Consider the following 12,438-nt stretch of genomic DNA (forward strand, 5'->3'; position numbering starts at 1 on the left):
TCAAGGCATGGGATATCCCCGGCCGCCACCGTTCAGCGCGCCCATTCCGAGCCGCTCGAAGACCTGGCGCTCGCGGGCCCCGACAGCGTGCGCCACCATCCAGGCCGAGCGCGGCTTGAAGTAGACGTACTCCGGCGGCGTGCCCGCGGCGATCCGGTCGCGCAGCGGCTGCCACGCCGCGTCGGCCTGCGCCGCGCGGTCCAGCCGGCGCAGCGCGGCGCCCTTCACGGCCACCGCCAGGTCCAGCCACGGCGCGATCGCCAGCGCGCGGTCGGCCGCCTTCAACGCCTCGGCCCCATCGCCGCCCTCCAGCGCCAGCCAGCCCTGCAGCGCGAGCACCGACGGATCCTCGGGATCCAGCAGCGCCGCCGCCCGCAGGGCGTCGCGCGCGGCGTCCAGCCGGCGCGCCATCAGCAGGTCCTGCGCATGGTCGATGCGCAGCTCGATCAGGCCGGAGCGCTCGCGCACGACACGGTCGTACAGCGCGAACGCCGGCTCCCAGCGGCCGGCCAGCGCCAGCGCGGCCGCCTTGCCCCACAGCGCCTCGGGCTTATCGCCCTGCGCCGCGAGCGCGGCGTCGTACGCGGCGATCGCGCCGTCGACGTCGCCCAGATCGCGCAGCACGCCGCCCACCGCGAGGTTCACGCGCAGCGAGTCCTCCGCGTTCATGCGCTCGCCGCCGGCGCGCAGCTCCTTGGCCACCGCGGCCAGCGGCACGCCCAGCCAGCGCCGGGCCTCGGCGACCGCGACGCGCACGTTGGCGCTGCCGCCGTGCGCCGCGAGCGCCGCATCGGCCAGCGGCCCGACCAGCGCGCGATCGCCGCGGATCGCGCGGATGCGCAGCATCGTCAGCTGCGCCGCCTCGTTGTCCGGCGCCAGCGCCAGCGCCTTCTTCTGCTGCTCGAGCGCGCCGTCGACGTCGCCGGTCTCCAGCCGGCGTCCGGCCTCGTTGCTCATCGCGATGGGCAGGCTCGCGCTCGCATCGGTGCGCGCCTGCAGCTTCAGCACCAGGCGCTGCAGGTCGGGATCGAGCTCGGCCAGCCGTTCGCGGACGATCTCACGGGTGTCGTAGGCGTCGCGGCGCGGCGAGGCCTGCGCGTTCACGCCTTCGGCGAAGTATTCCCAGACCGTGCCACTGGCGTAGCGCGACAGGAAGGCTTTGCCGGTCTTCGCGTCGCGCGCCTTGGCGGCGCGGTACAGCGCCTCGATCTCGCGCCAGTCGTCGGGGCCGAGCACGCCATGCACCTGGTGCGACAGCTCATGGAGCACGGTGTTGTAGCGGTCGGCGATCAGGCGCTCCACGTCCTCGACACCGGTGACCGTGTTGTGGCCGCCAGCGCCGCGCACGTCGTCCCACAGCCGTGAATCGGTATCGATGCGCGCGTCGCGCAGCGACTCCAGCTGGGGCGTCTCTGACAGGCGTTGCCACATCGGCTTGATGTAGTGCGTCGCGCTGCCCTCGGCCAGCACCGGGATGTAGGCCTTCCACGGCGCCACCGACAGCGCGACCCGCTTGCGGATGCGGGGCGACAGGTCGTTCCAGTTCAGCACGTAGCGCTCGATGCCAGGCACCTCGGGCATCGGCGCCGCGGCGAAGCGGGCTTCGTAGCCCTCGCGGTGCACCTCCACGGCCAGGCGCTGGAACTCCAGCGCCTTGGCCAGCACCGCATGCGCACGGCCATGGTCCGGACAGGCCTTGAGCGCCTGGCGCGACAGCTCGCGCGCGAGGCCCGGATCGCCCGCCTCGAGGGCGTCCGACGCGTGCCGGACCAGGCGCTCGGCCTCGTCGAAGCGCGCGCCTTCGTCGCGGCGCAGCTCGGTGTAGTTGCGGCGGGCGTAGCCGTTGCCCAGCAGATAGTGCGCATGCTCGTCGTACGGGTTGTAGTCGAGCGCCTGCTGCGCGGCGGCGGTCGCGTCGGCCGTGCGGGCCAGCCGGATGAAGGTCTCCGCGAGCGCGCCCAGCGTTTCCGCGCTGCGGCGCCAGGCGAGGCTTTCCTCCAGCCGCTTGAAGGAGGTGTCGAAGTCGCGCTGCTGGTAGGACCACTGGCCGAGCGCGCGCAGCGCCTCGCCCTTCTCACGGGAGGTGGAGGCCGCCTGGAGCGCGCGGTCCAGCAGCGCCTTCGCGCGCTCGTCCTGGTGCAGCGCCAGCGCCAGTTCACCCGCCGCCAGCAGGTCCACGGCGTCGGCCGTGCCGCGCTCGATCGCGGTGCGGGTGCGGCGGTCGATCGCGGCCAGGTCGTCGCGGGCGCGCAGGCCGTCGTAGAGGACGCTGCGCTCGCCGGCGCCCAGCGCCGGCTTGGCGGCCAGCGCCTTCAGCAGGGGCAGCGCGCGCGGGAAGTCCTGCGTCCGCAGCCAGACGCGCAGCCGCGTGAGCTGCGCCGCCGGGCTGCCGTCGAGCTGGGCGAGCGCGGCGGCGGCCTCGTCGACGCGGCCGGCCTCGGCCAGCGCGTCGACCAGTTCCGGGGTCGGCGCGGCCGCCGCTTCGCTCGCCGCCGCCGGCGCGGAGGGTTCCCCGGCGCGCGCTGGCGCGGCTGGCAGGGTCAGCAAGGCGGCGCTCAGCGCGCCCAGGGCCATCGGAATTCGGAATCGGGTCATCGTCATGGGAATCGGTCGCCGGAGGCATTCGAGGCACCGACTGTCCCACACACGCCGGCAGCTTTTTCCGGCCTGACGGGGCTGAGGGCAAGACCCGGCCCCGGTGGCGCCGGCGGGCGTCCCCGAGGGCGGCGACGGTCCGCCGCCGCGCCGGGAATCTCATCTGCCCCAGGCCCGTCGACACCGGCCCCGACGTTTCCGGTGCGCCCGACCTGATGCCGCTGTACCACCTGCCCCCCGCCCCCATCCCGCCCGTTCCGGTGGGTCTTCCGCCGCCCGCCCCGGCCCCCTCCTCCGCTTCCGGCGGCCCGTCCCCGGACGGGACCGCCGCCCCGGCCAGCCGCCCGACGGCGGCCTCGCAGGCGCTGGAGCGGCGCTGGGCCCAGTCGGTCGCCGCGCATGCGCTCTGGTCACGCCAGGCGCCGGTGGTGCCGCTGTTGCTGGACTGGCTGCGCGACGCCGACGACATCGCCCGCCGGCTCGGCCCGGCGATGTGGCGGCACTTCGCACAGCATCTGTTGCAGCACGCCAGTACACGAGACCTGCGCGCGATGGGGCTGGACGAGCGCGTCGAGGCGCGGCTCTGGACCTCCTGGCCGGAATGGCGCACCGCGGGCTTCCGCATCGCCGACGCGCCGGGCCGCCTGCACCGGGCCGTGGTCTGGTGGGAAGACGGCCGCCTGCCGGAATACCCCCGCGACGACGGCGTCTTCGAGGCCCCCTATGGGGCGGCGCTGTGGCTCGACGGCCGGCTGCTGCCCTATCCGCAGGAGCTGACCTTCGGCTGCTCGATCAACGGCTCCGGCGAGTGGATCGACGATCGCTACTTCGTCGTCGACGTCGACGGCCCGCCGGAGCATCCGGGCTATGTCGAAGAACGCGCCAACGGCCGCGGCTCGGTGCTCAGCCTGCTGGTCGTGGACGCGCGCCGCCGCAGCTGCCACCTGATCAACCCGCGTGCCCACGAGCCGTGGCTGCGGCCGCGCATCACGGTGCAGGCCGACGGCCGCTGGCGCATCGACCCCGGCATCGACGCCGGCGCCGACACCTCGCTCTACGACGAGGACGCGGACCGGCCGTCCGCGCCGTCGCGGCTGATGCTGCCCTCGGACCTGCCGCCGCCCTCGATCGAGGCGGAGATCCCCGCCGACGAGGCCGAGCCGCGCTCGCTGGCGCCGGCGTGGCGTTACGTCGTGGACCTGTGGAACGCGGACAGCGTCCGCTTGACCGGGCTGCTCGGCGAGATGAACTACGAGCTCGCCCTGGACAGCTTCCGCGACGCCGCCTTGGGCTGGTGAGCCGCCGCGGCCGCGCGGCAGTTCGCCATGAACTGCTCCGCGGCCGGCGTCGGACGGCGCTGGCGCAGCGTCATCAGCCCCACGGGCGGCAGCTCGATCGGGATGTCGATGGGCAGCACGGCCGCCAGGCCCTCGCGCGCCAGATAGCGCGCGACGTTGTCCGCCACGAAGGCCGCCGCGCCGCGCTGGCGCAGGAAGGTCAGCGTGACCAGGAAGGACGCGCTCTCGATGACGTCGCTCGGCGGGTCGAGCTGCTGCGCGTAGAACAGCTGGTTCAGCTTGATCCGCGACGAGGCCCAGGGCGGCGGCATCACCCAGGGCATGCGCGACAGGGCGGCCCAGGGCGCCTGGCGTGGCTTGCGCGCGGTGGCCAGCGCATGGTCGGGCCGCACGACGATGCGCATCGGCTCCTCGTACAGCGGCTCCATCGTCAGGTCGGGCGCCGCGTAGCCGGGCTCCAGCCGCGACACGATGAGGTCCAGCTCGCCGGTGCGCAGGCGGGGCAGCAGCCGGGTGAGGTCGCCCTCCTCGAGGTGGACCGTCGTCAGCGAGGACTGCCGCTTGAGCCGCTCCACCGCGCCGGCGACCACACCCGGCGTCGCCACCACCATGGCGCCGACACTGACCCGGCCCGCCGCGCCGCTGGCCACGGCGTCGATCTCGTCGCGCGTGCGGGCGAAGTCCGACAGCACCGAGCGCGCGAAGCGCACCACGGCCTCGCCAAAAGGGGTCGGCTCGGTGCCGCGCGTCGAGCGCGTGAACAGCGTCAGGCCGAACATGCGCTCCACCTCGGCCAGCGATTTCGACACCGCCGGCTGCGTCTGCGACAGGAACTCCGACGCCCGGCCCAAATGGCGGAACTGGTCCAGCGCGACCAGCATCTGCAAGTGGCGCAGCTTCAGGTTGGAACGGAGGACGCGGTCGATCTGGCTCATGGAGGCGCATCTTAGGCTTCATGCCGTTCAGGACATGAAGGCTGTCCAGTTCTTCATTTGAGGCGCATGGATCGGGTGCCCACAATGCGGCGCAAAGATCACCAGGAGACAAGCCATGACCCTCCGCACGGACCGCCGCCGCGTCCTGCTCGCCGGCGCCGCCAGCCTCAGCGCCGCCGCCCTGCCGCGCCTGGCGCGCGCCAGCGCGGCCTATCCCGGCGAGCGCGCCATCACCTTCATCTGCCCCTGGCCGGCCGGCGGCACCGCCGACGTGACGATGCGCGCGCTGTGCCTGGCCGCCTCCAAGGCGCTGGGCCAGACGGTGATCATCGAGAACCGCGCCGGCGCGTCCGGCATGCTCGGCACCAAGGTGCTGTCGCAGGCCAAGCCCGACGGCTACACGATCGGGCAGATCCCGATCTCGGTGACCCGCTTCGCGCAGCTGCGCACCGTGCAGCTGGACCCGCTCAAGGACCTGACCTACCTGGCGCGCGTCAACGGCCAGACCTTCGGCCTGGCCGTGCGCGCCGAGTCGCCGTGGAAGACGCTGGCCGAATTCGTCGCCGCCGCCAAGGCCAAGCCCGGCCTGATCACCTACGGCAGCGCCGGCATCGGCGGCGCGACGCACGTCGGCATGGAGGAGTTCAACCTGCTCGCCGGCATCCAGCTCAATCACATCCCCTACAAGGGCGGCGCGCCGGCGCTGCAGGACCTGCTGGGCGGCCAGGTGGACGCGGTGGCGGATTCCAGCTCATGGGCGCCGCATGTGAAGTCCGGCAAGCTGCGGCTGCTGGCGACCTGGGGCGAGACGCGGACCAAGGACTTCCCCGGCGTGCCCACGCTCAAGGAGAGCGGCTACGACCTGGTCGTCGACGCGCCCAACGGCATCGGCGCGCCCAAGGGCATGGACCCGGCGATCGTGGCCAGGCTGCGCGACGCGTTCCGCAAGGCGGCCGCCGATCCCGACTTCATCGCCACCTGCGACCGCATCGATTCGCCGGTGATGTACCTGGACCAGCCCGACTACGAGAAGTACGTCCAGGCCACCTACCGCAAGGACACGCAGCTGATCGAACGCCTGAAGCTGCGCGAGCTGCTGGCCAAGGGCTGAACGCGAGACCCCCACGATGACCGCTTCCATCGCCGCTGCCACGACCGCCTCGCCGCTGCTGCGCCTGCATCGCGACGACAACGTGCTGATCGCGCGGCAGGTGCTGACGCTGGGACAGGAGCTGCCGGAATTCGGGCTGCGCCTGAAGGCGCAGGTGCCCGCCGGCCACAAGATCGCGGCGCGCCGCATCGCCGCTGGCGAGACCATCCGCAAGTACAACGCGGTGATCGGCGTCGCGGCGCGCGACATCGAGGCCGGCGACTACGTGCACGCGCACAACATCGCACTGGTCGAGTTCCACCGCGATCCGGCCTTCGGCGCGGACGTCAGGCCCATCGACTACGTGCCCGAGGCCGAGCGCGCGACCTTCCAGGGCATCGTGCGCGCGGATGGGCGCGTGGCGACGCGCAACTTCATCGGCATCGTCGCGTCGGTCAACTGCTCGTCGACGGCGATCAACCGCATCGCCGCGCACTTCACGCCGGAGCGGCTCGCGCCGTATCCCAACGTCGATGGCGTCGTCGCCTTCGCGCAGACCAGCGGCTGCGGCATGTCCTCGCCCAGTCCCCACTTCGAACTGCTGCGCCGCACGATCGCGGGCTATGCCCGGCATCCCAATCTCGCGGGCGTGCTGATCGTCGGCCTGGGCTGCGAGCGCAACCAGGTCGCGGACCTGGTCGCCTCGCAGCACCTGGTCCCCGGCCACAACCTGCGCACGCTGGTGATGCAGGACACCGGCGGCACCCGCGCCACGATCGAGGCGGGCATCCGCGCGGTCGAGGAGATGCTCCCGGCGGCCAACGACATCGCCCGCCAGCCGGTCAGCGCGGCGCACCTGAAGATCGGCCTCGAATGCGGCGGCTCGGACGGCTTCTCCGGCATCGGCGCGAATCCGGCACTGGGCGCGGCGATGGACATCCTGGTGCGCCATGGCGGTACCGCGATCCTGTCGGAGACGCCGGAGATCCATGGCGTCGAATACATGCTCACCCGCCGCGCCGTCAGCCCGGAGGTCGGCCAGAAGCTGCTGGACCGCCTGGCCTGGTGGGCGGAATACACCCGCGGCCACAACGGACAGTTCAACGGCGTGGTCGGCCCCGGCAACCAGGCGGGCGGGCTGGCCAACATCTTCGAGAAATCGCTGGGCTCCGCGATGAAGGGCGGCACCACGCCGCTGCAGCAGGTCTACGAGTACGCCGAGCCCATCGACCAGGCAGGCTTCGTGTTCATGGACTCGCCGGGCTACGACCCGGTCGCCACGACCGGCCAGATCGCCAGCGGCGCCAACCTGATCTGCTTCACCACCGGGCGCGGCTCGATGTTCGGCTCCAAGCCGGCGCCGACGATCAAGCTCGCCAGCAACACGCCGATGTTCACGCGCCTGGAGGAGGACATGGACATCAACTGCGGCCTGGTCATCGACGGCGCGTTGAGCATCGAGCAGATGGGTCAACGCATCTTCGAGCACATCCTGCGCGCCGCGTCCGGCGAGCCGACCAAGAGCGAGCTGCTCGGCCTGGGCGACCACGAGTTCGTGCCCTGGCACCTGGGCATCGTCAGCTGATCGGAACCATCCCATGCAAACGAGGAACCACATCGCCGGCCGCTGGCGCGACGCGGCCTGCGGCGACCGCTTCCCGGTCGTCGACCCGGCCGACGAGGCGCGCATCGCCGAAGTCCCCGACAGCCGCGCCGAGGACGCGCGGGCCGCCGCCGACGCCGCGCACGCGGCCTTCCCCGGCTGGCGCGCGGTGCCGGCCAAGCAGCGCGCCGCGATGCTCAAGCGCTGGAACGACCTGATCCTGCGCGACCAGGACCGGCTGGGCGCGCTGATCTCGCAGGAGCAGGGCAAGCCGCTGGCCGAGGGGCGCGCCGAGGTCGCCTACGCGGCCAGCTATGTCGAATGGTTCGCCGAGGAGGCGACCCGCGTCCAGGGGGAGCTCATCCCGGCGCCGGTGCAAGGCCGGCGGATGCTGGCGCTGCGCGAGCCGGTGGGCGTGGTCGCCGCGATCACGCCGTGGAACTTCCCGGCCGCGATGATCGCCCGCAAGATCGCGCCTGCGCTGGCCGCGGGATGCACCGTCGTCGCCAAGCCGGCCGAGGACACGCCGCTCACCTCGCTCGCGCTGGTCGAGCTCGCGGTCGAGGCCGGCCTGCCGCCGGGCGTGCTCAACATCGTCTGCGCGTCGCGCGAGCGCACACCCGAGGTCGTCGACGCGTGGCTCACCGATGCGCGTGTGCGCAAGATCACGTTCACTGGATCGACGCCGGTGGGCAAGCACCTGGCGCGCGAGTCGGCCGCGACGCTGAAGAAGCTCTCGCTCGAACTCGGCGGCAACGCGCCATTCATCGTCTTCGACGATGCCGATGTCGACGCGGCGGTCGAAGGCCTGATGGCGGCCAAGTTCCGCAACGGCGGCCAGACCTGCGTGTGCCCCAACCGCGTGTTCGCGCAGGCGGGCATCCACGACCTGTTCGTCGAGAAGCTCGCGGCACGGGTGGGCGCGCTCAAGGTGGGGCCGGCCAGCCGGGCCGACTCGCAGATCGGGCCGATGATCAACGCCCGCGCGGTCGAGAAGATCGAGCGCCATGTCGATGACGCCGTGGCGCGCGGCGCCCGGGTCGTCACCGGCGGGAAGCGCGTGCGCAACGAGGTCGCCGCCGGGCCCCACTACTTCGCGCCGACCGTGCTGACGGGAGCAAGCACCGCGATGCAGCTCTGGCATGAAGAGACCTTCGGCCCGGTGGTGCCCGTGTTCCGGTTCGAGTCGGAGGACGAGGTCGTCGCCGCGGCGAACGACACGCCCTTCGGCCTGGCCGCCTACTTCTACACCCGCGACATCGCCCGCGCCTGGCGCGTCGCCGACGCGCTGGAGAGCGGCATCGTCGGCCTCAACGAAGGCGCCATCGCGGCCGAGTCCGCGCCCTTCGGCGGCGTCAAGGAGTCGGGCTACGGGCGTGAGGGCTCGACGCACGGGCTCGACGACTACCTGCACATCAAGTACGTCTGCCAGGGAGGCCTCGCATGAGCGCGCCCGCGACCCTGGACTTCTCCAATCCGTTCAAGCGCGCCTTGAAGGCGGGCCGGCCGCAGGTCGGACTGTGGCTCTCGATGGCGCAGGCCTACAGCGCGGAGGTGTGCGCGACGGCCGGCTTCCAGTGGCTGCTGATCGACGGCGAGCACGCGCCCAACGACCTGACCAGCACGCTGCAGCAGTTGCAGGCCGTGGCGCCCTATCCCTCGCATCCGGTGGTGCGGGCCGTCAACGCGGACAAGGACGGCATCAAGAAGCTGCTCGACATCGGCGTGCAGACGCTGCTGGTGCCGATGATCGACACGCCGGAGCAGGCCGCGGCGGTGGTCGCGGCGACGCGCTATCCGCCGCACGGCGTCCGCGGTGTCGGCGCTGCGGTGGCGCGCGCCTCGCGCTGGGGGCTGCGTCGCCACTACCTCGACGAGGCCGATGGCGACGCCTGCGTGCTGGTGCAGGCGGAGACCGCGACCGCGCTGCGGCACCTGGAGGCGATCTGCGCGGTGGAGGGCGTCGACGGCGTGTTCATCGGGCCGGCAGACCTGGCGGCCTCGCTGGGCCATCGCGGTCAGCCCGGGCATCCCGAGGTGCAGGCCGCGATCGATGGGGCGATCCGCACCATCGTCGCCAGCGGCAAGGCGGCCGGCACACTGACCGGCGACGCGGCGCTCGCGCGCCATTACCTCGCACTCGGGGCGCGCTTCGTCGCCGTCGGCATCGACCTGACGCTGCTCGCGCAGGCGACGCGTAGACTGGCCGCGGACTTCGACCTGGCGCCGCCGCAGCCGGCGCCGGCGGGCTCGCCCTACTGATCTCCCGTTGAAAGCATGACCATGAGCAAGACGTACAAGATCGCCGTCATTCCCGGCGATGGCATCGGCAAGGAAGTGATGCCCGAGGGCCTGCGCGCGCTGGAAGCCGTCGCCAAGCGCTTCGGCATCCGGTTCGAGTTCACGCCCATCGAATGGGCCAGCTGCGACTACTACCAGCGGACCGGGCAGATGATGCCGGACGACTGGAAGGCGCAGTTGCAAGGGCAGGACGCGATCTTCTTCGGCGCGGTCGGCTGGCCGGCCACGGTGCCGGACCATGTGTCGCTGTGGGGCTCGCTGCTGAAGTTCCGGCGCGAATTCGACCAGTACATCAACCTGCGGCCGGTGCGGCTCTTCGAGGGCGTGCCCTGTCCGCTGGCGAATCGCAAGCCGGGGGAGATCGACTACCTGGTGGTGCGCGAGAACACCGAAGGGGAATACACCAACCTCGGCGGCGTGATGTATGCGGGGACCGATCGGGAGATCGTGATCCAGGAGTCGGTGTATTCGCGCTTCGGCGCGGACCGGGTGCTGAAGTACGCGTTCGAGCTGGCGCAAGGCCGCGCGCGCAAGCATCTGACGGTGGCGACGAAGAGCAACGGCATCGCGATCTCGATGCCGTGGTGGGATGGGCGGGCGGACGCGGTGAGCGCCGGGTATCCGTCGGTGACGGTGGACAAGCAGCACATCGACATCCTGTCGGCGCGATTCGTGCTGCAGCCGGGGCGCTTCGACGTGGTGGTGGCGTCCAACCTGTTCGGGGACATCCTGTCGGATCTGGGGCCGGCGACGACGGGCACGATCGGGCTCGCGCCGTCGGCGAATCTGAATCCGGAGCGCTCGTTCCCATCGCTGTTCGAGCCGGTGCACGGCTCGGCGCCGGACATCTACGGCAAGAACATCGCCAATCCGGTGGCGATGATCTGGTCCGGGGCGCTGATGCTGCAGTTCCTCGGCGAACAGGCGGCGCATGACGCGATCCTGGCGGCGATCGAGAAGACGCTGGCGTCGGGGCCGCGGACGCGGGACCTCGGCGGAGAGGCCAGCACGACCGAGATGGGACAGGCGATCGCGGCGCTCCTCTGAGCCCGGTCCTCAGGCGCTCGCTGGAACGCCCTCGCCCGCTTGCGGGAGAGGGGCGGGGTGAGGGCCAGCAGCCGGCGCATAGCGCCTCACGTACTGCTGATGCGCCGGCAGCTGCCGCACCGTGTGCTCGATGCGCTCGCGCATTTCCCCAAGGAAGCCGCCCAGTTCACGGTCGTCCATCAGATCCGCGATCGGATGATGCTGCTCCGGCATGAGCCCCTGCCCCAGCATCACCTGGATCCACGAGTTCTCCGTGAACAGCTCATTGGGCGCGCGGAACACGCGTCCCGTCTCGCGGAACAGCGCGATGCGATGCCGCAGCGACGCCGGCAGCGCCATCTCCCGCATGTCGCGCCACATCGGCGCGTCGGTCCGCTTCGTGACGTGGTAATGCAGCACGATGAAATCGCGGATGTGCTCGACCTCATCGGCCATCTGCGCGTTGTACTCGTCGATGTCGGACTGCCGGATCCCGTCCTTCGGGAACATCTGCATCAGCCGGATCGCGCTGCGCTGGATCAGGTGGATGCTGGTCGATTCCAGCGGCTCCAGGAACCCGCTCGACAGTCCCACACCCACCACGTTGCGCTTCCACACGGCGTCCCGCTGCCCCGGCTTGAACCGGATCACCCGCGGCGCGGTCAGCACCTCGCCCTCGATGTTGCCCATCAGCGCGGCCTGCGCGGTCGCGTCGTCGGTGTAGCGGCTGCTGAACACCACGCCGTTGCCGACACGGTGCTGCAGCGGGATCTGCCACTGCCAGCCCCAGGGATGCGCGATCGAGCGCGTATACGGCACCGCGTCGCGCACCGACGCCGTCTGCACCGCGATCGCGCTGTCGCACGGCAGCCAGTGCGACCAGTCCTGATAGCCCACGCCCAGCGTCTGGCCCAGCAGCAACGAGCGCATGCCCGTGCAGTCGATGAAGAGATCGCCTTCGATCTCCGAGCCATCCTGCAGCCGCAGCGCGCGCAGGTCCCCATCGGGTGCGTGGCGCAGCACCTCGGCGATCCTGCCCTCGACGCGCTTCACCCCATGCCCCTCGCTGAAGCGGCGCAGATAGCGGCCATACAGCGTCGCGTCGATGTGGAACGCGTAGTTCATCCCCGCCCGCGGCAGGTGCGCGAAGCGCTGTTCCTGCGCCGCGCGCAGCTCCAGGCAGTAGTCGCCGTAATCGGCCGCCAGCCCGCGCTCACGGCCCTTGCGCCAGAAGTGCTGGAAGCCCGCGGTCCAGTGATCGGTCCCGGTCGTGCCGAACGAGTGGATGTAGTCCTCGCCGACATCGCGCCAGCCTTCGAACTGGATGCCCAGCTTGAACGTCGCCTGCGTCGCCGACATGAATTCCTGCTCCGGAATGCCGAGCAGGTGATTGAAGGTCAGCAGCGTCGGGATGGTCGCCTCGCCCACGCCGACGATGCCGATCTCATCGGACTCGACCAGCGTCAGGTCCAGCCCGCGCCCCAGGGTCTTGGACAGGCAGGCTGCCACCATCCAGCCGGCGGTGCCGCCGCCGGCGATCACCACGCGCCGCACCGGGCGGCGACTCATCGGGTCCTGGCTCATCGGGAG

9 protein-coding genes are annotated in these 12,438 nt (G+C 71.6%); 6 read left to right on the forward strand and 3 right to left on the reverse strand.

All coding sequences use genetic code 11. The features are described 5' to 3' along the window. Window positions 1-2,595: a tetratricopeptide repeat protein gene (locus ABDW61_RS10330; protein ID WP_343638407.1), complete on the reverse strand. Its 2,595-nt coding sequence runs from the start codon at window positions 2,593-2,595 to the stop codon at window positions 1-3. A gap of 215 nt (window positions 2,596-2,810) precedes the next feature. On the opposite strand from ABDW61_RS10330, the gene ABDW61_RS10335 reads away from it, so the two are divergent. Then, on the forward strand, window positions 2,811-3,893 hold the full coding sequence (locus ABDW61_RS10335) for a hypothetical protein (RefSeq protein WP_343638409.1): 1,083 nt from the start codon (window positions 2,811-2,813) through the stop codon (window positions 3,891-3,893). On the opposite strand, the gene ABDW61_RS10340 is transcribed toward ABDW61_RS10335, so the two are convergent. Then, window positions 3,845-4,828, reverse strand: coding sequence for a LysR substrate-binding domain-containing protein (locus ABDW61_RS10340; protein WP_343638411.1), 984 nt, complete (start codon window positions 4,826-4,828; stop codon window positions 3,845-3,847). The genes ABDW61_RS10335 and ABDW61_RS10340 overlap by 49 nt on opposite strands. Window positions 4,829-4,943: 115 nt before the next feature. Between ABDW61_RS10340 and ABDW61_RS10345 the strand changes: the two genes are divergently transcribed. From ABDW61_RS10345 to ABDW61_RS10365, 5 genes are read left to right on the forward strand one after another with little or no spacing between them, the layout of a single operon-like run. Then, the gene (locus tag ABDW61_RS10345; protein ID WP_343638413.1) at window positions 4,944-5,939 is read left to right on the forward strand and encodes a tripartite tricarboxylate transporter substrate binding protein; all 996 of its coding nucleotides are present in this window, start codon (window positions 4,944-4,946) and stop codon (window positions 5,937-5,939) included. A gap of 16 nt (window positions 5,940-5,955) precedes the next feature. Continuing rightward, window positions 5,956-7,503, forward strand: coding sequence for an altronate dehydratase family protein (locus tag ABDW61_RS10350; protein ID WP_343638415.1), 1,548 nt, complete (start codon window positions 5,956-5,958; stop codon window positions 7,501-7,503). 13 nt (window positions 7,504-7,516) lie between these two features. Continuing rightward, window positions 7,517-8,968, forward strand: coding sequence for an NAD-dependent succinate-semialdehyde dehydrogenase (locus ABDW61_RS10355; protein ID WP_343638416.1), 1,452 nt, complete (start codon window positions 7,517-7,519; stop codon window positions 8,966-8,968). Window positions 8,969-8,982: 14 nt separating this feature from the next. Beyond that, window positions 8,983-9,783 carry a 4-hydroxy-2-oxoheptanedioate aldolase gene (gene hpaI / locus ABDW61_RS10360; RefSeq protein WP_343638553.1) on the forward strand — a complete coding sequence of 267 codons (801 nt, stop codon included), beginning with the start codon at window positions 8,983-8,985 and terminating at the stop codon, window positions 9,781-9,783. 15 nt (window positions 9,784-9,798) lie between these two features. After that, window positions 9,799-10,869: a tartrate dehydrogenase gene (locus tag ABDW61_RS10365; RefSeq protein ID WP_343638418.1), complete on the forward strand. Its 1,071-nt coding sequence runs from the start codon at window positions 9,799-9,801 to the stop codon at window positions 10,867-10,869. A gap of 9 nt (window positions 10,870-10,878) precedes the next feature. Here the strand turns inward: ABDW61_RS10365 and ABDW61_RS10370 are convergent, their stop codons facing one another. Further along, window positions 10,879-12,432 carry a tryptophan halogenase family protein gene (locus ABDW61_RS10370; RefSeq protein ID WP_343638420.1) on the reverse strand — a complete coding sequence of 518 codons (1,554 nt, stop codon included), beginning with the start codon at window positions 12,430-12,432 and terminating at the stop codon, window positions 10,879-10,881. Window positions 12,433-12,438 lie beyond the last annotated feature (6 nt).

The organism is Roseateles sp. (genome assembly GCF_039595595.1).
Lineage (GTDB): Bacteria > Pseudomonadota > Gammaproteobacteria > Burkholderiales > Burkholderiaceae_C > Roseateles.

Bases quoted from the DNA above. Each gene is read 5' to 3' on its own strand.
- ABDW61_RS10345 (WP_343638413.1), top strand. From the start codon at position 4,944: ATGACCCTCCGCACGGACCGCCGCCGCGTCCTGCTCGCCGGCGCCGCC.
- ABDW61_RS10335 (WP_343638409.1), top strand. From the start codon at position 2,811: ATGCCGCTGTACCACCTGCCCCCCGCCCCCATCCCGCCCGTTCCGGTG.
- ABDW61_RS10370 (WP_343638420.1), bottom strand. From the start codon at position 12,432: ATGAGCCAGGACCCGATGAGTCGCCGCCCGGTGCGGCGCGTGGTGATC.
- ABDW61_RS10340 (WP_343638411.1), bottom strand. From the start codon at position 4,828: ATGAGCCAGATCGACCGCGTCCTCCGTTCCAACCTGAAGCTGCGCCAC.
- ABDW61_RS10350 (WP_343638415.1), top strand. From the start codon at position 5,956: ATGACCGCTTCCATCGCCGCTGCCACGACCGCCTCGCCGCTGCTGCGC.
- ABDW61_RS10365 (WP_343638418.1), top strand. From the start codon at position 9,799: ATGACCATGAGCAAGACGTACAAGATCGCCGTCATTCCCGGCGATGGC.
- ABDW61_RS10330 (WP_343638407.1), bottom strand. From the start codon at position 2,595: ATGACCCGATTCCGAATTCCGATGGCCCTGGGCGCGCTGAGCGCCGCC.
- ABDW61_RS10355 (WP_343638416.1), top strand. From the start codon at position 7,517: ATGCAAACGAGGAACCACATCGCCGGCCGCTGGCGCGACGCGGCCTGC.